This window comes from Pedococcus sp. P1_H8 (assembly GCF_056405175.1).
Genome location: NZ_JBFUCP010000013.1, coordinates 95,588 through 117,042, shown reverse-complemented (window position 1 = coordinate 117,042; position 21,455 = coordinate 95,588). Strand labels below are relative to the sequence as shown.

At 71.4% G+C, this 21,455-nt stretch carries 19 protein-coding genes; 12 read left to right on the top strand and 7 right to left on the bottom strand.

Annotation, left to right across the window (positions count from 1 at the left end):
- Positions 1-264 precede the first annotated feature (264 nt).
- From AC1DYG_RS17320 to AC1DYG_RS17305, 4 genes are read left to right on the top strand one after another with little or no spacing between them, the layout of a single operon-like run.
- Positions 265-1,719, top strand: coding sequence for a ferredoxin reductase family protein (locus tag AC1DYG_RS17320; protein ID WP_477641114.1), 1,455 nt, complete (start codon positions 265-267; stop codon positions 1,717-1,719).
- Positions 1,720-1,727: 8 nt separating this feature from the next.
- On the top strand, positions 1,728-2,231 hold the full coding sequence (locus AC1DYG_RS17315; protein ID WP_477641113.1) for an FMN-binding protein: 504 nt from the start codon (positions 1,728-1,730) through the stop codon (positions 2,229-2,231).
- A 2-nt stretch (positions 2,232-2,233) separates the two neighbouring features.
- Positions 2,234-2,971: an FAD:protein FMN transferase gene (locus tag AC1DYG_RS17310; RefSeq protein ID WP_477641112.1), complete on the top strand. Its 738-nt coding sequence runs from the start codon at positions 2,234-2,236 to the stop codon at positions 2,969-2,971.
- A gap of 48 nt (positions 2,972-3,019) precedes the next feature.
- Positions 3,020-3,640 carry a histone deacetylase gene (locus AC1DYG_RS17305; protein WP_477641111.1) on the top strand — a complete coding sequence of 207 codons (621 nt, stop codon included), beginning with the start codon at positions 3,020-3,022 and terminating at the stop codon, positions 3,638-3,640.
- Here the strand turns inward: AC1DYG_RS17305 and AC1DYG_RS17300 are convergent.
- From AC1DYG_RS17300 to AC1DYG_RS17290, 3 genes are read right to left on the bottom strand one after another with little or no spacing between them, the layout of a single operon-like run.
- Positions 3,618-5,594 carry a thioredoxin domain-containing protein gene (locus AC1DYG_RS17300; protein ID WP_477641110.1) on the bottom strand — a complete coding sequence of 659 codons (1,977 nt, stop codon included), beginning with the start codon at positions 5,592-5,594 and terminating at the stop codon, positions 3,618-3,620. The genes AC1DYG_RS17305 and AC1DYG_RS17300 overlap by 23 nt on opposite strands.
- Positions 5,595-5,625: 31 nt before the next feature.
- A complete protein-coding gene (locus tag AC1DYG_RS17295) occupies positions 5,626-8,232 on the bottom strand; it encodes a response regulator (protein ID WP_477641109.1) in 2,607 nt (868 codons plus the stop codon).
- A complete protein-coding gene (locus tag AC1DYG_RS17290) occupies positions 8,229-8,648 on the bottom strand; it encodes a response regulator (protein WP_477641108.1) in 420 nt (139 codons plus the stop codon). Before AC1DYG_RS17290 ends, AC1DYG_RS17295 begins: the two co-directional genes overlap by 4 nt.
- A gap of 222 nt (positions 8,649-8,870) precedes the next feature.
- On the opposite strand from AC1DYG_RS17290, the gene AC1DYG_RS17285 reads away from it, so the two are divergent.
- Entirely contained in the window at positions 8,871-9,281 is a 411-nt protein-coding gene (locus AC1DYG_RS17285; RefSeq protein ID WP_477641107.1) for a response regulator, read from the top strand.
- On the top strand, positions 9,281-9,646 hold the full coding sequence (locus AC1DYG_RS17280) for an Hpt domain-containing protein (RefSeq protein ID WP_477641106.1): 366 nt from the start codon (positions 9,281-9,283) through the stop codon (positions 9,644-9,646). The genes AC1DYG_RS17285 and AC1DYG_RS17280 overlap by 1 nt, the downstream gene beginning before the upstream one ends.
- 3 nt (positions 9,647-9,649) lie before the next feature.
- Here AC1DYG_RS17280 and AC1DYG_RS17275 read toward each other — a convergent pair whose 3' ends face one another.
- Positions 9,650-10,210, bottom strand: coding sequence for a GNAT family N-acetyltransferase (locus AC1DYG_RS17275; RefSeq protein ID WP_477641105.1), 561 nt, complete (start codon positions 10,208-10,210; stop codon positions 9,650-9,652).
- A gap of 124 nt (positions 10,211-10,334) precedes the next feature.
- Here AC1DYG_RS17275 and AC1DYG_RS17270 point away from each other — a divergent pair, with 124 nt between their 5' ends.
- Genes AC1DYG_RS17270 through AC1DYG_RS17260 form a run of 3 tightly spaced genes read left to right on the top strand, consistent with a single transcriptional unit; the run spans position 10,335 to position 14,885 of the window.
- Positions 10,335-11,297, top strand: a complete 963-nt coding sequence (locus AC1DYG_RS17270) for an alpha/beta fold hydrolase (RefSeq protein ID WP_477641104.1) — start codon at positions 10,335-10,337, stop codon at positions 11,295-11,297.
- Positions 11,294-13,459 (top strand): molybdopterin-dependent oxidoreductase, encoded by a 2,166-nt coding sequence (locus AC1DYG_RS17265; RefSeq protein ID WP_477641103.1) that lies wholly within the window; start codon positions 11,294-11,296, stop codon positions 13,457-13,459. The genes AC1DYG_RS17270 and AC1DYG_RS17265 overlap by 4 nt, the downstream gene beginning before the upstream one ends.
- A 19-nt stretch (positions 13,460-13,478) precedes the next feature.
- Positions 13,479-14,885: a WS/DGAT/MGAT family O-acyltransferase gene (locus tag AC1DYG_RS17260; RefSeq protein WP_477641115.1), complete on the top strand. Its 1,407-nt coding sequence runs from the start codon at positions 13,479-13,481 to the stop codon at positions 14,883-14,885.
- A 95-nt stretch (positions 14,886-14,980) separates the two neighbouring features.
- Here the strand turns inward: AC1DYG_RS17260 and AC1DYG_RS17255 are convergent, their stop codons facing one another.
- A complete protein-coding gene (locus AC1DYG_RS17255) occupies positions 14,981-16,387 on the bottom strand; it encodes a cation:dicarboxylate symporter family transporter (RefSeq protein WP_477641102.1) in 1,407 nt (468 codons plus the stop codon).
- A gap of 109 nt (positions 16,388-16,496) precedes the next feature.
- Here AC1DYG_RS17255 and AC1DYG_RS17250 point away from each other — a divergent pair, with 109 nt between their 5' ends.
- Complete coding sequence (locus AC1DYG_RS17250; protein ID WP_477641101.1) at positions 16,497-18,113, top strand: sensor histidine kinase; 1,617 nt, start codon at positions 16,497-16,499, stop codon at positions 18,111-18,113.
- Complete coding sequence (locus tag AC1DYG_RS17245) at positions 18,106-18,828, top strand: response regulator (protein WP_477641100.1); 723 nt, start codon at positions 18,106-18,108, stop codon at positions 18,826-18,828. Before AC1DYG_RS17250 ends, AC1DYG_RS17245 begins: the two co-directional genes overlap by 8 nt.
- Before the next feature lie 6 nt (positions 18,829-18,834).
- Here AC1DYG_RS17245 and AC1DYG_RS17240 read toward each other — a convergent pair whose 3' ends face one another.
- Both AC1DYG_RS17240 and AC1DYG_RS17235 read right to left on the bottom strand, forming a co-directional pair.
- Positions 18,835-19,779: an aminoglycoside phosphotransferase family protein gene (locus AC1DYG_RS17240; protein WP_477641099.1), complete on the bottom strand. Its 945-nt coding sequence runs from the start codon at positions 19,777-19,779 to the stop codon at positions 18,835-18,837.
- Positions 19,776-20,816 carry a DUF4439 domain-containing protein gene (locus AC1DYG_RS17235; protein WP_477641098.1) on the bottom strand — a complete coding sequence of 347 codons (1,041 nt, stop codon included), beginning with the start codon at positions 20,814-20,816 and terminating at the stop codon, positions 19,776-19,778. Before AC1DYG_RS17235 ends, AC1DYG_RS17240 begins: the two co-directional genes overlap by 4 nt.
- Before the next feature lie 101 nt (positions 20,817-20,917).
- On the opposite strand from AC1DYG_RS17235, the gene rimP reads away from it, so the two are divergent.
- Positions 20,918-21,454 carry a ribosome maturation factor RimP gene (gene rimP, locus AC1DYG_RS17230; RefSeq protein ID WP_477641097.1) on the top strand — a complete coding sequence of 179 codons (537 nt, stop codon included), beginning with the start codon at positions 20,918-20,920 and terminating at the stop codon, positions 21,452-21,454.
- Position 21,455: the final 1 nt, after the last annotated feature.

Below are 21,455 nucleotides of genomic sequence, written 5' to 3'. Positions count from 1 at the left end.
GCAACGCCGCATCGAGCATCTTCATCCGAGCCGCCGATCTCGCCATGACACCAGCCATAGCGCACCTGGTGCCCCACGAGGCGGTCAGCAGCCGTGTCTCACATGTCCCAAGACATCAGGTGTCCCAGATGTCCCCGGACTCGACACGCGCCCTGACGTGGCAGATCCTTCAAAGACCCAGGGTTGGGCAGGGGGAGGGGACTCACGAACCGGTCATGGCTGGGGCACAGCAAACACCCAGACTGGCGATCCACAGTGCTGGATGTGACCACCATCGACCTGCCGCCCACCGCGGCGACCTCCGCTCCGGACCCCGCCTTCGCGGCATACCGAAACGATGCACGGCGAGCCGGTGCGCGCGAGGTCCGGCGGGTGCCGCGCTGGTGGCGGGACGCGTCCGTCAGCGCGTTCTGGCTGGTGCAGCTGTGGGTGACCGCGTTGTGGATCCAGCACGGTGGCATCCAGGACCTCGGGTCGCTCGCAGGGGCGCTGACCAGCCTGGGGCGGCTCACCGGCCTGGTCGCCTCGGCCCTGCTGCTCGTCCAGGTCTTCCTGATGGCGCGGGTGCCGTGGTTCGAACAGGCCTGGGGTCAGGACGAGCTCGCCCGCACCCACCGGCTCGTCGGGTTCACGTCGTTCAACCTGCTGTGGGCACACATCGTGCTCATCACGCTCGGGTATGCCGCGGCCTCGCCCCTGGGGTTGTGGGGCACCATCGTCGACTTCGTCGTCAACTACCCCGGGATGTTGCTGGCGCTGGCCGGCACCGTCGCCCTCTGCCTGGTCGTCGTCACCTCGGTGCGCAAGGCCAGGCGCCGGCTGCGCTACGAGTCCTGGCACCTCATCCACCTCTACGGCTACCTCGGGGCCGGGCTCGCCCTTCCCCACCAGCTGTGGACCGGTCAGGAGTTCCTCGCCTCGACGGCATCGACCGTCTTCTGGTGGGGTCTGTATGCCGTGTGCGCGGCGACCGTGCTCGTCTTCCGGTTGGGCCTGCCCCTGGTGCGCTCCCTGGGGGCGCCGCTGCGGGTCGTCGCGGTGCACGAGGAAGCGCCGGGCGTGACGTCGGTCGTCGTCGGTGGCCCCGGCGTGGCCAGGTTGCGACCCGCTGCGGGCCAGTTCTTCCAGTGGCGGTTCGTCGACGGTCCCGGCTGGACCCGGGCCAACCCCTACTCCCTGTCGGCGGCCCCCGACGGGCGACACCTGCGGGTCACTGCGGCCCACGTCGGAGACGGTACGCAGCGTCTGGCCGGTTTGCGGCCGGGGACACGGGTCCTCGTCGAGGGGCCGTACGGCCGGCTCCACCCCGGCGTCCGCACCCGCCGCAAGGTGCTGCTCATGGGGGCCGGGATCGGGATCACCCCCATCCGGGCGCTGCTCGAGGGACTCGACCAGGACCCCGGCGAGGTCGTCGTGATCCACCGGGCCAGCACGCGTGAGCAGTTCGTCCTCGGTGAGGAGCTCTTCCGGATCGCCACCGACCGAGGCGCGCGGTACGTCACCGTCGAGGGCCACCGCGTGCCGGGGCGCGACACCTGGCTGCCGGCCGCAGCCGCCCATCTGACCGACGCGGCCGCCCTCGCCCAGCTCGTGCCGGACGTCGCCGAGCGCGACGTCTTCCTCTGCGGGTCGCCCGCCTGGATGGACGCCGCCCGGCGGGCGGCGCTCGACTGCGGGGTCCCCGCCACCAACATCCACCTCGAGCGGTTCGAGTACTAGGAGCCTCCATGCGACGAATCACCCTGTGGGCGCTGTCCACCCTGACCACCCTCGTGCTGCTCTTCAGCTACCACACCTCGACCGCAGGCTCCGGCACATCGCTGGCCGCCGGTACCTCGGCCCAGGCGCCGGCGGCTGCAGGCACGTCGTCCGACGACTCGTCGAGCAGCAGCTCAGCCACGACTGACTCGGGGACGACCGGCTCGGGTACGACCTCGGGCTCGAGCACCTCCGCGGCGAAGACCTACACCGGCGACTCGGTGCAGACCCGGTGGGGCCCGGTTCAGGTCCGGATCACCGTGCAGGACGGCAAGATCACCGCCTCCGAGGCGATCGTCTACCCCGACGGCAACCACGAGGACGTCCAGATCAACTCCGCGGCCCTGCCGGTCCTCAGCCAGGAGACCGTGCAGCAGCAGAGCGCCGACATCGACATGGTCTCCGGGGCGACGGTGACGTCCGAGGGCTACCTCTCGTCACTGCAGTCCGCGATCGACAAGGCCAACCTGTGACCGTGGTCACCGCGCCCCCGCGCAGGGCCTTTGTCGAGCAGGTCATGGGTATGCCGGTCTCGATCCACCTCCGCGCCGAGGCGCCAGGGAGGTTGGAAGGTCCCCAGGTCGCGACCGCCGTCGAGCAGACCTTTGCCGTCCTGCGTCGGGTCGACTCGGTGCTCAGCACCTGGCGCGAGGACAGCGACCTGATGCGGGTGGGGCGCGGCGACCTCTCGCCGGCCCAGGCGCACCCGTGGCTGGCCGAGGTCGAGCAGCTGTGTGCCGAGGCGCAGCGGCGGACGACAGGGCTGTTCAGCCCCTCCTACGCAGCCGCCGGCTACGACCCGACCGGCCTGGTCAAGGGCTGGGCCGTCGAGCGGGCGGCGATGCACCTGCGGCACGTGCCGGGAGTCTCCTGGTGCGTCAACGCGGGCGGAGACCTGCTGGCCGGCGCCGGTCGTGCGACCTCGCCGAGCACCTGGCGCGTCGGTGTGGAGGACCCGCGAGAGCCCGGTGTCGTCGCGGCGACGATTCCGCTGCGCAGTGGGGGTTTGGCCACGTCCGGCGCGGCGGCCAGGGGAGCCCACGTCGTGGACCCACGGAACAGCGCAGCCATCGCCCGCGCGGGTTCGGCGACAGTCTGGGGACCCAGCCTCCTGTGGGCGGACGTCTGGGCGACTGCCCTGTTCGTGGACCCGTTGACAGGGGAGCGGGCGCTGGAAGGTGCCGACCCGGCATACCGGTCCCTGCTGCTCTGAACGCTCGGTGCTGGGTGTCCCACAGGGTGCGCGTGGCATGGTGGTCGTGTGCAGGTCTGGTACGCGAGCTACGGCAGCAACCTCTCCCGCGACCGCTTCCAGTGCTACCTGGGCGGCGGTCGGCCCGAGGGGGCGAGCCGCACCTATCCGGGTGCCCGCAACCAGAGTCCACCGGAGGACGACCGCGCGCTCACGTTGCCCGGCGAGCTGGTCTTTGGCTGGGAGTCGCCCACGTGGGGTGGCGGGATCGCCTTCTACGACGCGGACGCCGCCGGCACGACGTTGGCGCGGGCCTACCTGGTGACCGAGCAGCAGTTCGCCGACGTCGCGGCCCAGGAGATGCTTCGCGCGCCGGGCACCGACCTCGACCTCTCGCACGTGCTCGAGCACGCACGGCACGAGGTCGGACCGGGTCGCTACGAGACACTCCACCTCGTCGGCGAGCTCGAGGGAGCGCCGGTCCTCACCTTCACGACGCCGGATCCGACTGCGGTGCAACCCAACTCGCCCACGCCCGCCTATCTGCGGACGGTCGCGGCCGGTCTCCGCGAGGCCCATGACCTCTCGGACGACGAGCTCACGGACTACCTGCTCGCGCGGCCGGGCATGGCGCCCGACTGGGACGAGGCCCGGCTCGCCGACCTGGTCAGCGAGCCAGCGCCGCGGTGAGCGCCGCGACCTCCGTCACCGGGGCGTCGCACACAAAACCACGGCACACGTATGCCGCGGCGCCGCCGCCCACGAGGGGCCGTTGGGCGAGCAGTGGGTGGCCGGGAGCGTCCGGCTCCCCGTGCACGACGACCAGGCCGGGCGAGGCCGAGCGGCGCGCTGCCTCGACCAGCGCGTCGGCATCGGCGCCCGTGCCGACGACGGCAACCTGCAAGGGGCCCATCGCGGAGGCCTCGGCCGCTGACAGCGTCCATCCGGCGAACCGCGGGTCGCGCACGGCCAGCTGTCCCGCTGCGGCGAGGGCTGATTCTGCGCGCTCGCGCATCGCGGAGTCCCCGGTGAGGGCCGAGCAGGTGAGGAGGGCACCGGCCAGGGCCGACTGCCCCGAGGGCTCGGCGTTGTCGGCGGCGCTGCGCGGGCGGCTGAACAGCGCCTCGGCGTCGTCGCTCGTGTCGTGGAACCCGCCATCGTCCGCGGCGAACCGCTCGACCGCGGTGGTGAGCAGATCTCGCGCTGCTGCAAGCCATTTCGCGTCACCGGTGGCCTGGTGCAGGGCGAGCAGCCCCTCGGCGAGGTTGCCGTAGTCGTCGGCGACACCGGTGGCGGTTCCGGCCACCCCAGCCCGCGAGGTCCGGCGGAGGCGGCCGTCCACGAGGTGGGTCGAGACGACGAACTCAGCGCACGCGGTGGCAGCCTCGACGAGGTCGGGCCGTCCCAGGACCACACCCGCGTCAGCGAGCCCGGCGATGGCCAGACCGTTCCACGAGGTGACGACCTTGTCGTCGCGGCCGGGCTGAGGGCGGGCTTGGCGTGCCTCGAACAACCGCTGTCGCGCTGCGGCCCACCACGCCGCATCGTCGGGGTCCGCCGGCCGCTGGAGCGTGGACGACCCGTGTTCGAACGTGCCGGCGCTGGTGACGGTGAGCAGGGTGGCCGCGCGGGCGCCCTCGTCGTCACCGAGGACCTCCGCCAGCTGCGCGGGTGTCCACGCGTAGGTCAGGCCCTCGACACCGTCGGTATCCGCGTCGAGGGCTGAGGCGAAACCACCTTCGTCGGTGCGCAGGTCGCGCAGGAGGAACTCGGCCGTCTCGAGGGCGACCCGGCGAGCCAGCGGGTCGTCGGTGAGTCGGTGCAGGTGCGTGTAGACGCGCAGGAGCTGGGCGTTGTCGTAGAGCATCTTCTCGAAGTGCGGCACCACCCAGCGCGCGTCGACGGAGTAGCGGGCGAACCCGCCGGCGAGCTGGTCGTAGATGCCACCGCGCGCCATCGCCTCGCAGGTGCTGGCCGCCATGGCCAGGGCATCGGCGGACCCGGTCCGGGCGTGGTGGCGCAGCAGGAACTCGAGCACCATCGACGGTGGGAACTTCGGTGCACCGCCGAATCCCGCTGCGCCGTGGTCGAACTGGCCACGAAGCTGCACGGCTGCCGCCTCGAGCGCCTCCTCGTCAAGGACCTGCTCCGTGACCGGGGCCGACAGCTCGCGCAGTCGAGAGGCGATGTGGGCGCCGCTGTCGAGGACGCGGTCGCGCTGGGTGGTCCAGGCGTCGGTGACCCCCGCGAGCAGCTGCAGGAACTGGCCCTTGGGGAAGTAGGTGCCGGCGAAGAACGGGTCGCCGTCGGGCGTGAGGACACACGTCATCGGCCACCCACCGTGCCCGGTCAGGGCAGTCGTGGCCGCCATGTAGACCGCGTCGATGTCGGGACGTTCCTCGCGGTCCACCTTCACCGCGACGAAGTCCGCGTTGAGCACCCGCGCGACGTCCTCGTCCTCGAACGACTCGTGAGCCATGACGTGGCACCAGTGGCACGCGGCATACCCCACCGAGAGGAGGACGGGGACGTCGCGCTGCCGGGCCTCGGCGAACGCCTGTGGACCCCATTCCTGCCAGTCGACGGGATTGTCCTTGTGCTGCAACAGGTACGGGGAGGTCGAGTCGGCCAGACGGTTCGGCATGCGTCCCACTCTCCCTCATCGGCTGGCGGCGTCAGGCAGAGGTGGGTGAGGTGATGTTCCGAAGGAGTCCGATGACCTGCCGTTCGAAGTCCGCCGGGGACTCTCCTGCCTTGGTCACGAACCGGGTCTCGCCCAGGCGCAGCCGGCGCCGGTCGTTCTCGTCGAGCTCCCTGCCGGTGTAGACGACCATCGGTAGCGAGCGCAGCCGTTCGTCGCGACGCAACGCGTTGACGACGGCATACCCGTCGATGTCAGGCAGCCCCAGGTCGAGGACGAGCAGGTCGGGTGCCACCTCACGGCTCATGGCCAGGGCCTGCATCCCGGTGTGGGCCACGCGCGCGTGGACTCCGTGGTCGGTGAAGAAGCCCTTGAGGACCTCGCCCAGGTCCTCGTCGTCCTCGATGACGAGGACGCTCGTGGTGGCGTCGGTCCCCAGGGCCTTGCGCAGGGAGCTCATCAGGGCGCCCTGGTCGACGGGTTTGGTCAGCCAGGAGGATGCACTGGGGACGGCGTAGTCGTCCGGAGCCAGCGCGCTGAGGATGACGATCGGGATGTGCGTGGTTGCCGGGTGCGCGCCGAGGGCGGCGATGGTCTCCCAGCCCGACATCCCCGGCATGCGCAGGTCCATCAGGATCAGGCTGGGTGCCTGGCCGGCGGCGAGCTCCAGGGCCTGCTGCCCGGTGTGGGCGGTCAGGGTGGAGTAGCCGTGGGCTTCGAGCATGGCGGCCAGGACCTCGACGATGTCCGGGTCGTCGTCGCAGATCAGGACGGCGCCGACCGGCCTCGGTCCCGCCTGTACGTCCTCCACCTGAGCCGGGGCGGCCCGCAGCATGAACGTCAGGGTGCTGCCCGACCCCGGTGTGCTGGTCGCCCAGATCCGGCCGCCGTGCTGCTCGACGATGCCGCGGCAGATGGGGAGGCCGAGACCGGTGCCGGTCTTGGCGCGGGTGTCCGAGGCGTCCACCTGGGCGAACCGGTCGAAGATGGTCTCGAGCTTGTCGGCCGGGATGCCGGGGCCCTGGTCGGTCACGGTGAACAGGACCATGTCGTCACCACCGGCTTCGGGCGACGCAGGCCCCGCGTAGACCGTCACCACCCCACCCTGGGGGGAGAACTTCACCGCGTTGCTGAGCAGGTTCGCCAGCGTCTGGGCAATCCGGTCGCGGTCGGCGAGCACGAGAGCGTCGGTGTGGTTCGCGCTGAGCGTCACGCCCGCCTGCTGCGCCATCGCCCGCATCTCCTCGAGGGCCGCGCTCACCAGCTCGTCCACGGACAGCAGCTCCACGTCCAGCTCGAGCTTTCCGGCGGAAAGCTTCTCCACGTCGAGGATGTCGTTGACCAGGCGGACCAGGCGCTGGCAGCTGTTCAGGGCCACGTCGGCCATCCGCTGCGCCTTGGGCGGCAGGGTGCCGACTGCACCTCCGGCCATCAGGCCGAGCGCGCCGCGGATGGACGTCAGGGGAGTGCGCAGCTCGTGGCTGATGACCCCGACGAACTCGTCCTTCATCCGCTGGACGACGCGCTGCTCGGTGATGTCCTGCACCGTCCCGACGAGGCGCACGATGCTGCCCGAGTCGTCGCGCACCGCCCGTCCCATGGCGCGGACGTCGCGGACAGTGCCGTCGGGGCGCACGATGCGGTACTCGGAGTGGACGTCGCCGGGGGAGGTGGCTGCCTCGTCCTGGGCTCGCACGACGTCGGCCGCATCGTCGGGGTGGACGCGGGCGGTGAACAGGTCCTGGTGGTTGCCCTGGGTGTCGGGGTCCAGGCCGAGGATGCGGTAGAACTCGGCGCTCCACTGGGTCTGCCCGCTCGCGAGGTCCCACTGCCAGCTGCCGATGTGGGCGAGCTGTTGGGCGTCCTGGAGCTCGTCGTTGCTGAAGGTGAGCTGTTGGGCGTTCTCCTCCACGCGGCGCAGCAGGGCCTCGTTCCCGACACCGAGGCGGTACAGCGCGAACGCGAGCAGCAACATCGCGCCCACGGTGGCGGCCGCGACGATGGCCGTCCAGCGGATCGCCGCCTCCTGCCGACGGTCGGCCGCCTGGTTGGCCACGCCGGCCTCACGAGCCAACGCGGTCGTCAACGTGGCCTGCGGCTCGCCCAGGTCGTCGAACGCCTGGTCGAAGGCCTCGTGCTGCTCGCGAGCCTGGCTCGGCGACTGCGTGGCGAGGTCGGTCAGCCTGACCGCGTCGGCGCCGTAGGCCCTCAGCGTCGTCTCGAGGGCCCGGACTCCCGGGGCCACCGAGGGGGGCAGCGTCGAGGAGCTCAGCTTCTGCAGGTCGGCCTCGAGGCGGGCGACGTGGGTCCGGGTCCGGGCCGACAGCTCGGCGCCGCTCTCGTTGTTGCCCTCGAAGGCCTCGAGCGACTCCAGCACGTCGCCGTGCAGGGTGGCGTACATGAGGTTGGCGTCCTGCTGGAACTGCTGGGCCGTGAACAGGGCGGTGGCCTTGGCGTGGGCGCGCTCCACATCGGCGAAGCCGGTCAGGGCAGTGGTGACCACCGACAGCGGGAGGATGACCGCCACGACCGCAGCCACGAGCAGGGCGCGGCCCAACGGCAGGCCACCGAGCGGGTCGCCCGACCGGAGCCGGCGCAGCCACCCGGGAGCTCGCTGCGCGTCGGTGGGGGAGGCCGTCACGACCAGCCCAGCATCGAGGCCAGCGTGGCGGGCAGGAGCATCGGGTCGAACGGCTTGCCCAGGACGCCGACCACCGGCAGGGTCGACAGGTCCGTCTGCCCCTTGCCCTGGGCCTTCGCCGTGAGCAGGACGATGGGGATGCCGGCCGTCACCGGGTTCTCGTGCAGCGCAAGGGCGGTCGCGGGGCCATCCATGCCGGGCATCATCACGTCCATGACGATGGCGTCGGGCCGCTCCGCGACCGCCCGGTCCAGCCCTTCCTGGCCGCTGCTGGCGGTGGTCACCTGCCAACCTCCCACCGCTTCCAGACACATCTGTGCCACCTCGAGGATGAGCTCGTCGTCGTCGACGACGAGGACCCGTCGGGCCCCCACCCCTGTCGATCCCGCTACGGCCACACCCCCGGTGTCGCTCATCGAGTGCGCTGGTCGCTCGCGGGCTGCTTTGTCCGCATGTGCACTGTTATCCGCAGGTGCCCAGTTGTCCGCATGTGCACAGTGTGCCCTCTATCGGGCCCTGCGCCAGCGGTTCGGGCCACGCGCGCGTTGCGCCCGCCGGCCGGTCGAGTGTGCGCAGGGGGTGACGGTGCTGCACACTGGCCAAATGGTCGCAAAACTCCGATTCCACCATTCCTGCAGGTGAACGCGGCCGCGAACGCCGGTTCGCAGGAGAGCGTTGCCCGCCGGGTGCTCGTCGTGGATGACGACGAGCTCATCCTCGAGGTGGCCCAGATGAGCCTGGAACTGGTCGGCGGCTGGAGTGTCGTCACGGCAGCCGACGGCCAGCAGGCGCTGGACCGCGCTCGCAGCGAGCAGCCCGACGCGATCGTCATGGACGTGATGATGCCGCGCATGGACGGGCCCACCGCGGTGATGGCCCTGCGGGCCGATCCCGCCACCGCCGGCATACCCATCGTGCTGCTCACCGCGAGTGTGCTGGCCGCCGAACGCGCCGCCCTGGCGGCCCTGCCCGTGAACGGGGTGCTCCGCAAGCCCTTCGACCCCATGCTGCTCGCGGCGGAGCTGTCCGAGATCCTCGGCTGGTCCTGATGCCAACCGGTCTGCCGATCGATCCGGAGGCAGCGCTGCCGGCGATGGCAGCCTTTCGTGACCGCGCCAGGGTCACCAACCTTGCTCGGGTGGAGGTCATCGCGGACGCCCTGCACCGCCTCGGCGACGGTGGCCTGGCAGACGACGCGCGGCTGACCGCGCGTCGGGCCGCACACTCCCTGGTGGGTTCGGCAGGCACCTTCGGCTTCGCTGAGGCGAGCCGGCTCGGGCGCACCCTGGAGGACCTGCTGAGTGAGGCCGACGGCACCGAGGACACCGACGACGCGCAGGTCCGGGCCCGGCAGGGCCTCGAGCTCGTCGCACGGCTGCGCGAGGCGCTGACCGACGCCAAAGGTCCCGGCTGAGTGTCAGGTCGTCTGACCGGCGCGCCACGTGCTGGCGGTGATCCGATAGAGCCAGTGGCGCCGAAGGGGGCTGCCCTCTGGAATCAGTGGATGGTCGAAGTCGGCGCTCTCGTCTCGGACCATCCCGAGCCGCGTCGCCACGGCCTGCGACCGCACGTTGCCGGGGACGATCATCGCGACGATCTCGTCGAGGCCCAGCACGCTGAACCCGTGGTGCATCGAGGCCCGCGCGGCCTCGGACGCGATCCCGCGCCCCCACGCACCCCTGGCCAGCCGCCACCCGATCTCTACGGCGGGCATGAAGGCCGCGTCGAAGCGCGGGATGGCCAGGCCGGTGAACCCAGCGAACTCCCCGGACTCTGCCACCTCGACGGCCCACAGCCCCCAGCCTCGCTCGTCGAGGAAGGTCCCGATCCGGTCGGCCATGGCGTCGCTCTGCTCCCGCGTCTGATGCGACGGGAAGTGCGCCATCACCTCGGGGTCGTCGTTCAGATCCGCGAAGGGTGCTCGGTCCTCGGGCCGCCAGTGCCGCAGCATCAGCCGGTCGGTGCGCAGTTCGGTCATGGGGTCCTTGCCCGAGGTGAGGTCGACGCCTAGGGTCGGTCGTGCGTCAGGAACCCATTTCTTTCACCTCGCGAGGCGCCCCTGCAAGCTCCCGACGTGAGGCGGTGCGGACGGTGAGCAACAGGTGACAGCACAGACGGCATCACGGCCGGCCAGCCTCCAGCTCGCCCAGCCATGGGGCGGGACCGGGTGGGTCAGTGACCTCGGCGGTCCGGTGCACTGGGTGGACTACGGCGGCCCGGACCAGCCCGGAGACGCCACGGCCGGAGTGCCGATCGTCATGGTCCACGGGCTCGGCGGCTCGCACCTCAACTGGGTCGGGGTCGCGCCTCATCTGGCCCAAAGGCACCACGTGTATGCCGTGGACCAGGCGGGCTTCGGGCTCACGCCTGGCACCCACCGGTCCACCTCGGTGCAGGCGAACGCCGACCTGCTGGCGCGGTTCGTCAGGGAGGTCGTGGGTGCTCCCGTGGTCCTCGTCGGCAACTCCATGGGCGGGATGGTGTCGCTGCTGATGGCAGCCGCCCATCCTGAGCTGGTCGAGGGGCTCGTCCTCATCGACCCCTCCATCCCGGTCCCGCGCCAACGCCCCGACCTGGCCGTCAGCGCCACCTTCCTCCTCTACGCCACGCCGTTCCTCGGTGAGCGATACCTGGAGCTGATGACCCGGCGGACCAGTGACCGCCAACGGGTCCAGAGCGTCGTCAACCTCTGCTTCGCCGACCCGACCCGCGCCGACCCTGCAGTCGTCGACGCCGGAGTGGTCCTCGGGGGGCACCGCCGCACCGTGCCGGGCCAGGAGGCCGCGTTCCTCGGGGCGGCGCGGTCCCTCATGAAGGTGCTGGCCAACCCGCGCCGCTACCGGTCGCTGATGCGCAGCATCGACAAGCCAGTCCTGCTGGTGCACGGAGAGCTGGACCGGCTGGTCCCCATCGCGGCTGCGCGGGCGGCGGCTGCCGACAACCCGTCCTGGGAGACGATGTTCCTGCCCGGTGCCGGTCACACCCCGCAGCTCGAGGTGCCCGACGCGGTCAGGGAGCGATTGGTGACCTGGCTGGGAGACCACGGTTTCACCCCGGGCCCATGAGCACGGCATACCTGACCTGTCCGTTGTGCGAGGCGACCTGCGGGCTGGCCGTGACCCTGGACGGTGAGACGGTCGCCTCCGTGCGCGGCGACGACGAGGACGCCTTCTCACACGGCTTCATCTGCCCCAAGGGCGCCTCGCTCAAGGCACTCCACGAGGACCCCGACCGGCTGCGCCGTCCCCTGGTCAAGCGCGACGGGCAGTGGCAGGAGGCGACCTGGGACGAGGCCTTCGAGGAGATCGACCGACGGCTGGTGCCGATCATCGCGGAGCATGGCCGTGACGCGGTCGCGTTCTACCTGGGCAACCCCTCGTCGCACAACCTCGGCGTGACGCTCTACGGCCGTGCGTTCTATCGCGCCGTCGGCACGCACAACATCTTCACCGCCGGCAGCGTGGACCAGCTGCCGAAGCACTACTCGTCCGGCTACCTGTTCGGCGATCCCATGAGCATCCCCGTGCCAGACCTCGACCGCACCCATCACCTGCTCCTGCTCGGGGCCAACCCGTTGGTGTCGAACGGTTCGCTGATGACCGTGCCCGACGCCCGCGGGCGCCTCAAGGCGATCCGGGACCGCGACGGCAAGGTCGTCGTCGTCGACCCGCGACGGACCCGCACGGCCGAGGCGGCTGACGAGCACCACGCCATCAGGCCGGGCGCCGACGCCCTTCTCCTCTTCGGGCTGGTCAACGTGATCCTCCGCGAGGGCCTGGCCGACCTGGGCCACCTCGCCGACCACGTGACCGGGCTCGATGCCCTGGCGGGACTCGCTGCCCCGTTCACCCCCGAGGCCGTCGCCGGCCACACCGGCATCGCCGCCGCCGAGATCGAGCGGATGGCTCGAGAGCTCGCTGCCGCCGAGAGCGCCGCCGTCTACGGCCGGATCGGGACGACGACTCAGGCGTTCGGCACCCTGGCCAGCTGGCTCGTCGACGTGCTCAACGTCATCACGGGCAACCTCGACCGACCTGGTGGGGCGATGTTCCCACTCGCCCCAGCCGGACAGGCGAACAGCGTTGCGGCCAAAGGCAGTCCGCCGACCAAGGTCTGGCGACACGCTCGCTGGAGCAGCCGCGTCCGGGGCCTGCCTGAGGTGATGGGGGAGCTGCCGGTCGCCACCCTGGCGGAGGAGATCCTCACACCGGGACCGGGGCAGGTGCGTGCCCTGGTGGTCGTCGGAGGCAACCCCTGCCTGAGCACGCCCAACGCCGACCGGCTGCGCGAGGCGGTGCAGACCCTCGACTTCATGGTGTCCCTCGACGTGTATGTCAACGAGACGAGCGAGCACGCCGACGTCATCCTGCCGGGACCGTCGCCGCTTGCCCGGGACCATTTCGACCTGACCTTCACCCAGCTGTCGGTGCGCAACATGGCGAACTGGAGTCCGGCGGCCATGGCGACCGATCTGCCCCAGGAGTGGCAGACCCTGCTGCGGCTGGTCGGCATCGCCGCCGGGCAGGGACCCCAGGCCGACATCGAGGGACTCGACGACCTCTTGGCCGCCCAGACGGCTGCCCGCTACCAGCTCGACCCGGCTGTCAGCGCTCCCCGGCGGGGGCCTGCCCGGCTGCTCGACCTGATGCTGCGCGCAGGTCCCTACGACCTCACGCTGGCCGATCTCGAGGCCGCACCGCACGGACTCGACCTGGGTCCCCTCATGTCCCGGATGCCCGAGGTCCTGCGCACCGCCAGCGGCACCATCGAGCTGACCCCGACCGCCATCACCGACGACGTGCCGCGCCTGGTCGCGGTGCTGGAGACCGCCCCGACGGAGGGACTGGTCCTCATCGGGCGGCGTCAGCTCAGCTCCAACAACTCGTGGATGCACAACCTGACGCCACTGGTGCGTGGGACCAACACCTGCACAGCGCACGTGCACCCCGACGACGCGGCACGGATCGGGCTGCGCGACGGCGGCGACGCCGTCGTGCGCTCACGGGCCGGCTCGATCACCGTGCCGGTGCAGGTCACCGATGCGGTGCGTCCGGGCGTCGTCAGCATCCCGCACGGCTGGGGGCACACCACCCTGGGAGCCCGGACGGCCGTGGCGAGCCTGCACGCCGGCGTCAACAGCAACGTCCTCGCCGACGACCTGTTCGTCGACGCTCCCACGGGAACTGCCGCCCTCAACGGCATACCCATCACCGTCACCCCAGCCTGAGGAGTCGTCCGTGGACCGGATGAGCGCGATGGACGCGATGTTCTACTACATGGAGGGCGAGAACACCCCGATGCATGTCGGCGGGGTGTCCGTCATGGAGGGTCCAGCGCCGGCCTACGGTGACCTCGTCCGACTGCTCGCCGCCAAGATGGACCTGGTCCCGCGCTACCGGCAGGTGATCAGGACGGTGCCTTTCCAGGTCGGCCGGCCGGTCTGGGTCGACGACCCGCACTTCCAGCTGCTCTACCACGTGCGGCACACGTCGCTGCCCCAACCCGGAGGCCCGGAGCAGCTGCGCAACCTGGCCGGTCGCGTCTTCGCGCAGCGCCTCGACATGACCAAACCGGTGTGGGAGGCGTGGTTGGTCGAGGGCCTTGCTGACGACCGGTGGGCCCTGATCTCCAAGGCGCACCACTGCATGATCGACGGTGAGGGCAGCACCGACCTCATGCAGGTGATCTTCGACCTCGAACCCGAGCCGGAGCGCCGGGAGCCCCCCGACTGGTCGCCCGCCTCGTCCCCGTCCACGCTCGCGCTCACGGCGGGGTCCCTGCGCGACTTCGTGCAGGAACCGTTCCAGGCCATCGGGGTCCCCAGCCTGTCCGACCTCGGCAAGGTGCCCCTGGCCCTGGCGGGCGTCGGCGTGGCGGTCAAAGAGCTTGTCCCGCAACAGATTGCACAGATGATCCCCGGGCGCGGACAACCGACTCCCCAGAGCATGAACGGCCCGCTCGGCCCCAACCGGCGCTGGGTCTGGACCGAGGCCACCATGGCGGAGGTCAAGACCATTCGCACCGCCCTGGGCGGCACCGTCAACGACGTCATCCTCGCGGCGGTGACCCGCGGCCACCGCGACCTCGTGATGGGCAGGGGCGAGCTCGTCCCCGACATGGTGGTGCGGTCGCTCGTGCCCGTCTCGACGCGTCAGGCGTCAGGTCGTGGACAGGTGAACAACCAGGTCACGAGCGTCGTCGTCGACCTCCCCGTCGCCGAGGACGACCCGGTCAGGCGGCTGGCCTCGATCCGCGAGCAGATGGATCGCAACAAGCGGGGGATGGGGGCGGTGGACGCGGCCGCCATCGTCGGGCTGGCCGACTACGCCGCACCCACGCTGCTCGCACTCGGCGCGCGATCGATGTCTCGCGTGCCCAACAAGCTCACGCAGACGGGCACGACCAACGTCCCGGGTCCGCGGGTCCCGCTGTATCTCCTCGGTCACCGGCTGATCGAGTCGCACCCCTACGTGCCGGTCTTCGCCGGGGTGCGGGTGGCCACCGGGATCTTCTCCTACCTCGACACCTTCAGCTTCGGGATCACCGCGGACTTCGACAGCTTCCCCGACGTCGAGGTCATCGCCGACGGCATCCGCGCCGGCTTCAACGAGCTCATCGCCGTCGCCGCGTCCGGAACCGACCCGCCGGCCTGACCGCCGAGCACTTCTGGCCACCGGTGCCGGGTGCAGGGCCTTCAAGGAACCCGGCACCCGACAGCAGCGGCCAGAAGTGGCGCCCGCCGAGCTCGTCAGTGGCGGGTGGCTGTGCCCGAGTCGCCGACGAGGTCGGGTCGGCGGTCGGTCTCGTTGTCGACCTGACGGTCCCGCTCAGGCTCGTGGTCGTCGATCAGCGTCGACTCGTCGAACGGCAGGTCACCGGCGAGCACCGCGTCGAGGCGTGGCCGGTCGAGCTCGCCCACCCAGTGACCGATCAGGACCGTCGCGATCGAGTTGCCGGCGAAGTTGGTCAGCGCGCGCGCCTCGCTCATCATCCGGTCGATGCCGACGATGAAACCGACGCCGTCGACCAGGTCGGGGCGGTGCGACTGCAGGCCGCCGGCCAGGGTGGCCAGACCCGCTCCGGTCACGCCCGCAGCACCCTTGGAGGCGATGATCATGAACACCAGCAACGAGATCTGCTGACCGATGGAGAACGGCTTGTCCATGGCGTCGGCGATGAACAACGACGCCATCGTCAGGTAGATCGCGGTCCCGTCCAGGTTGAACGAGTAGCCCGTCGGCACGGTGATCCCGACGACCGGCCGCGACACACCCGCGTGCTCCATCTTGGCGATGAGGCGCGGCAGGGCCGACTCGGACGACGAGGTCGACAGGATGAGGAGGAACTCGCGGGCGAGGTAGCGCAGCAGGGCGAAGACGTTGACCCCGGTCGCCAGCTTGAGCAGTGTCCCGAGGACGACGAACACGAACAGCGCGCAGGTGATGTAGAACGCGACCATCACCTGGGCCAGGCTCTTCAGGGCGTCGACGCCGGTGGCGCCCACGACGGCGGCCATCGCTCCGAACGCACCGATCGGCGCGACATACATGATCATCGCCATCAGGCGGAAGACGAGGCGCTCGAGGTGCTTGACGCCGACCAGGATCGGCTCGCCCGCGCGGCCCATCTTCTGCAGCGCGAAGCCCACGAGCAGCGCCACCAGCAGGGCCTGCAGCACCGAGCCCGAGGTGAGCGACGAGACGACGGTGTCGGGGATGAGCCCGAGGATGAAGTCGGTGGTCGTCGTGTGGGCCTCGCCCACCGCCTTCTGGCCACTGGCGGCCAGCTCGTCGGTGAGATGCAGGCCGGCGCCGGGCTTGACGATGTTGCCGACCAGCAGGCCGATCCCGAGGGCGAACGTCGACATCGTGACGAAGTAGCCCAGGGCCAGCCCACCCACCTTGCCGACCTGCGTGGCCTTCCGGACCGAGCCGATGCCCAGCACGATGGTGCAGAAGATGACCGGCGTGATCATCATCTTGATGAGACTCACGAAGCCGGTGCCCAGCCACTTGAGCTTGACCCCGAACTCGGGGTTGACGAACCCGACGATGATGCCGAGGACCATCGCCACGATGACGGCGATGTAGAGGTAGTGCGTGCGGTCCCGCTTCGGTACGGGGCGTTCGACGACGCTGTCGGCGCTGGTGCTCACGGTGGTCTCCAGGGGATCGGGTCCCGGGCGGTGCCCGGGAGCGGTGAACAAGGATGAGGGTGGCCCCACCAGTGACTAGGGTCACGTTTGTGTTCTTTGAGTTCCCGGTATGCCGGTGAGCGCACCTCGGTGGCTCACCGCACCCGCGCGATGGAGCGTGGCGGCGCAGACCTTCGCGCTGCAGGTGCTCGTCGCGCTGCTCGTGGTCGGGGTGGGGACCCTGGCGGCCTACGCGCAGGCGCAGCGGGCCGGCACGCAGGAGGCGACCGCGCGGGCGACCGCCGTCGCCGAGACGGTGGCCAGCACCCCCTCCGTCGTGGCGGGGGTGCGCGCCGGTGCGCCCGGCCCGGAGCTGCAGGCGTTCGCCGAGGACGTCCGGACGGAGACGAGGACCGACTTCGTCGTGGTGATGAGTCCCGGCGGCGTCCGCTACACCCACCCCGACCCCAGGCAGATCGGTGGCCAGTTCCTCGGTCACATCGCGGCGGCCCGCGCAGGTGGCACCGTGGTCGAGGACTACACCGGCACGCTCGGCCCCTCCCGCAGGGTCGTGGTGCCCGTCCGGGACGACGACGGGTCTGTCGTCGGGCTGGTGGCGGTGGGCATCCGCAAGGCAGCGGTGAGCGAGCGGCTCCGCGGCCAGCTACCGGCGCTGCTGCTCGCCGGACTGGCCGCGGCCCTGCTGTCCGGCGTCGGCACCGCGCTGGTCAGCCGTCGGATCCGTCGCCAGACCCACGGTCTGGGCGAGCGGCAGCTGCGCGAGATGGTCGAGTACTACGACGCCGTCCTGCACGCGGTGACCGAGGGGCTCCTGCTGACCGACCTGGACGGACGGCTCCGGCTCGCCAATGACGAGGCGGTCCGGCTGCTGGGGTTGCCCGATGACGCGCGCGGCCGCCCCGTCGCCGAGCTGGGGCTGTCCGCTCCGCTCCTTGCTGCGCTGACCGACGGCGAGCCCCGCGAGGACGAGCTGCACGTCACCTCGGCCCGGGTGCTCGTCCTCAACAAGGCACGCGCCCTGTGGGACGGCCGCGCGCTGGGGTTCGTCGCCACGGTGCGCGATCGCACCGACCTCGAGCACCTCACCGGCGAGCTCGACTCGGCCCGCGGCCTCACCGAGGCGCTGCGCTCGCAGGCGCACGAGTCGGCCAACCGGCTGCACGCCATCGTGTCGCTCATCGAGCTCGGTCACCCGGAGCGCGCGCTGGCCTTCGCCACCGACGAGCTGCAGGTCTCGCAGCGCCTCACCGACAGCGTGGTGGGTTCGGTGGGCGAGCCGGCCCTCACCGCTCTGCTCCTGGGCAAGGCCGCGCAGGCTGCGGAGCGCGGCATCGACTTCCGGATCGCGAACGACGCGGTCTGGCCGCAGGACGTCGCGCCGGTGCGTGACGTCGTGACCATCGTGGGCAACCTCATCGACAACGCCTTCGACGCCGTCACCTCGGACTCGGGCGAACGTCGCGTCGAGGTGCGCTCGCGGATCGAGGGTGGCCAGATCGTGCTGAGCGTCGCTGACTCCGGTCCGGGGCTGCCGCCCGACGCCGTCGACGAGGCGTTCCGACGCGGCTTCTCCACCAAGGCGCAGGGAGGGGCGGGTCGCCGCGGCATCGGGCTGGCCCTCGTGGCGCAGTCGGTGGCGCGCCTCGACGGGTTGTTGGAGGTGTCGGGGCCGCCGGGTGCCCGGTTCACCGTGCGGCTGCCGCTGGAGGCGAGGCCCCGTGCCTGACGACGACCCGACTTCCAGCCCAGCCGAGCCCGCCGTCCTCAAGGTCCTCGTCGTCGAGGACGAGCCGGTGGCGCTGGAAGCCCACGCGGCCTACGTCGGGCGCGTGCCCGGCTTCGTCGTGGCGGCACGGGCCGCCACCAGTCACGAGGCGCTGCGGGCCCTCCAGTCCACGCCGGTCGACGTGGTGCTGCTCGACATGAACCTGCCCGACCGGCACGGCCTCGACGTCATCCGCGCGATGCGCGCGGGTGGCCACCACGCCGACGTCATCGCCGTGACGTCGGCCCGCGACCTCGACGTGGTCCGTGCGGCCGTGTCCCTGGGAGTCGTGCAGTACCTCCTCAAGCCCTTCGTCTTCGCGACCCTGCGGGACCGCCTCGAGGCCTACCGCGCCTACCGGACCCAGCTCGGCGACACCCAGCACCTGTCCACCCAGGCGGAGGTCGACGAGGTCTTCGCCGGTGTGCGCACCAGCACCCCCACGGCGCTCCCCAAGGGAATGAGCGAGGAGCTACTGGCGCGCGTCACGCGGGCGCTGCGCGACACCGGCTCGGGCCTGTCCGCGACCGAGCTCGGTGAGGCCGTCGGCGTGAGCCGGGTGACCGCCCGTCGCTACGCCGAGCACCTCTGCGACAACCGCCTCACGGTGCGCACCCAGAGGTATGCCGGTGCCGGACGTCCCGAGGTGGAGTACCGCTGGGTGTCAGCGGGGTGAACAGGCTCAGCCGTCGAGGGCCTTGAGCAGGGCGACGTTGAAGGACACCGCGTCACGATCGCCGTCCCCGGCCGCCCACCCTGCCTCCATCGCCGTGTGGACGTAGGTCCACGCGAGGGCCTCGTCCTCGTCGATTCCGGCTGCCTCGCAACAGATCTCGAGTCGGCGCCGCACCAGGTAGCGGAAGGTCGACCCGGTGCCGAGCTCGTCGGTGCGGTTGCGCAGGAGCGGCTGGATCTCGAAGCCGGGGTGCCCGGCCATGGCGTGCGGGTCGATGGCCAGCCAGTCCGGGCGACCCGAGCCGGGGAGGCTGGCGAGCACGTTCTCGTAGTGCAGGTCGGTGTGGACGAGCGTCGCGTCGCAGGCCTCGTCCGCGGTGAGGTCGCGCACGAGCGACGCTGTCCGCTCGAGCATGCGGCGGGGGAGGGCCCCCTCCGCGGACTCCAGCCGCGACAGCTGCTCGCGGGCGAAGGTCGACAGGCGGCGCAACCCCGCCGGGGCCGGCACGTGCAGCTGGCGGAGCAGCTCTCCGGTGGCGCGGCAGGCCGTGTCCACGTCCACGGAGCGCAGGTCGCGGGTCGGGTCGAGCGCCTCGAGCAGGAGGGCGCTCCTGCCCGGGTCAGCGGCCACCAGTCGCACGGCGCCGTGGCCGTCCCAGTGCCGCAGCACGAGCGGCTCGTCGCGCGACTCCACGTGCGGCCAGACCAGCTTGAGGGCCAGCCGCTCGCCGTCGCGGCTCACCGGTACGACGACGGCAGTCCATCCGGTGGCGCCCACCCCCAGCGGTTCCAGCCGCCAGTCGTCGAGGACCTCCGCGAGCAGCCGTGGCAGCCGCGCGGACCAGTCGGCGCCGGACGGGCCGCCGACCGCCCCGTCCTGCTCCGAGAAGCGGTGGACGAAGGCACGGAAGCGTTCGGGAACCAGCGGTGCGACGTCCTCGGGACGCGTCACGTGAGCCCGGGGAAGGCCGACAGCCGGACACCCCACTGCGACGCGAGGACCTCGGTGTCGGCCAGCCACTGGACGAGGGCGCCGAGGGGCCCGAGGTCGCCAGCGGTCGACCCCAGGTCCCTCGCGACGGACGCCCGCAGCTCGGTGAGCACCTGCACGGCCAGCCTGCGCGCCGTCGCGGCCGTCGTCACGGGGAAGGGCAGCGGATAGCCCAGGGCAGGAGGGCCGGCGGACGCCCCGGCCAGCGACTCCTGGTCCTGCGCGCGCGACTCCAGGGCAGCGAGCGTGGCCAGCGCCAAGGTGTGCTGGGCGCCGCTGGGGGACTGGGCGGCGACGACCTCGAAGGCGTACACGGCGGCGCGGGTGCTTTCGAGGTAGGAGGCCGCCAGGGAGGGTGCCGACCAGCTGGTCTCGGGCCACGTCGCGGGCGCGCCCAAGAGGGTGGCCGCGGCGGCGCGCTGGGCGAGCACACTTCCGACCAAGGGGATGGCCGGTGAGGGCACTCTCGCGAGCGAGGCGATCGCCGAAGGCCCGAGGTCGCTGGCCTCCTCGGCCCCCAGTCCCTTGGGGCCCTGGACTGGAGGGGCCGTGCTCGGGCTCGCCGAGCCGGTGGAGCTTCCCGAGCCGGTGGACGCCGTCGCTGTCGCTGTCGCCGTCGCGGTTGCCGTTGCGGTTGCCGATGGGCTGGGTGTGGCGCTGTCCAGCACCTTGCGGGGGACCCCCAGCCTCAGCAGCTCCGTCTCCAGCACCGACACCTGGCTGCGGTGCAGCGCGGCCAGCCGTGCGGGGACACCGGTCGCCGGTCCGCCCAGGGACCTGGCCCGGGTGGCGAGGTCCTCGCTGTGTCGCCACAGCGCCAGCAGGAACGCCTCGCTGGGTATGGGTGCCCGAGTGGGGATGAGCGGCACCCTGGGGGCGTCGTCCTCCAGCTGGATGCCGCAGGCCGCCAGCGAGGCTGCCGCCACTGTGCCGAGCCCCAGGGTGAGCACGCGGCGCCGGGTGGGGCACGGCGGCATACCGGCGTCGTCCTGGGGCATGGGCCGATCATGGCATGCCCGCAGGTGCGGGCATGCGGCCCACTCACGGCGCAGATAGAGTGACGAGTGCACGGCCACCAAACTTCAGAGAGGACGAGTCAGTGAGCGTCAAGGAACAGATTCGTCCCGCCGTCGAGGGGCCGCTGCGCGACCTCGGCCTGCTGGTCGAAGACGTCGCCGTGACCCCCGCAGGCAAGCGTCGTCTCGTCCGCCTCTGGATCGACCGCATCCTCGACGCGACCGGTGACACGACGACCACCACGCCGCCGCTCACCCTGGACGAGGTGGCCGACGCCACCCGAGCCGTGAGCGACGCCCTCGACGAGACCGGGGCGATGGGCGAGCAGCCCTACACCCTCGAGGTCGGTTCGCCGGGCGTCGACCGACCACTGACCGAGCCTCGCCACTTCCGGCGCAACGTCTCTCGGCTGGTCACCATCACCCCGCTGGAAGGCCCGGCCGTGACCGGCCGCATCACCGCTGCTGGTGAGACGGGTGTGACCCTTGAGGTCCCTGCGGTCAAGCAGGTGCCGGCCCAGTCCGTGGACGTGGCGTATGCCGACGTGTCCAGGGCCGTGGTGCAGGTCGAGTTCTCGAGGGCAGCCAGCGACGACGACGACAATTCTGAGGAGCACTGAC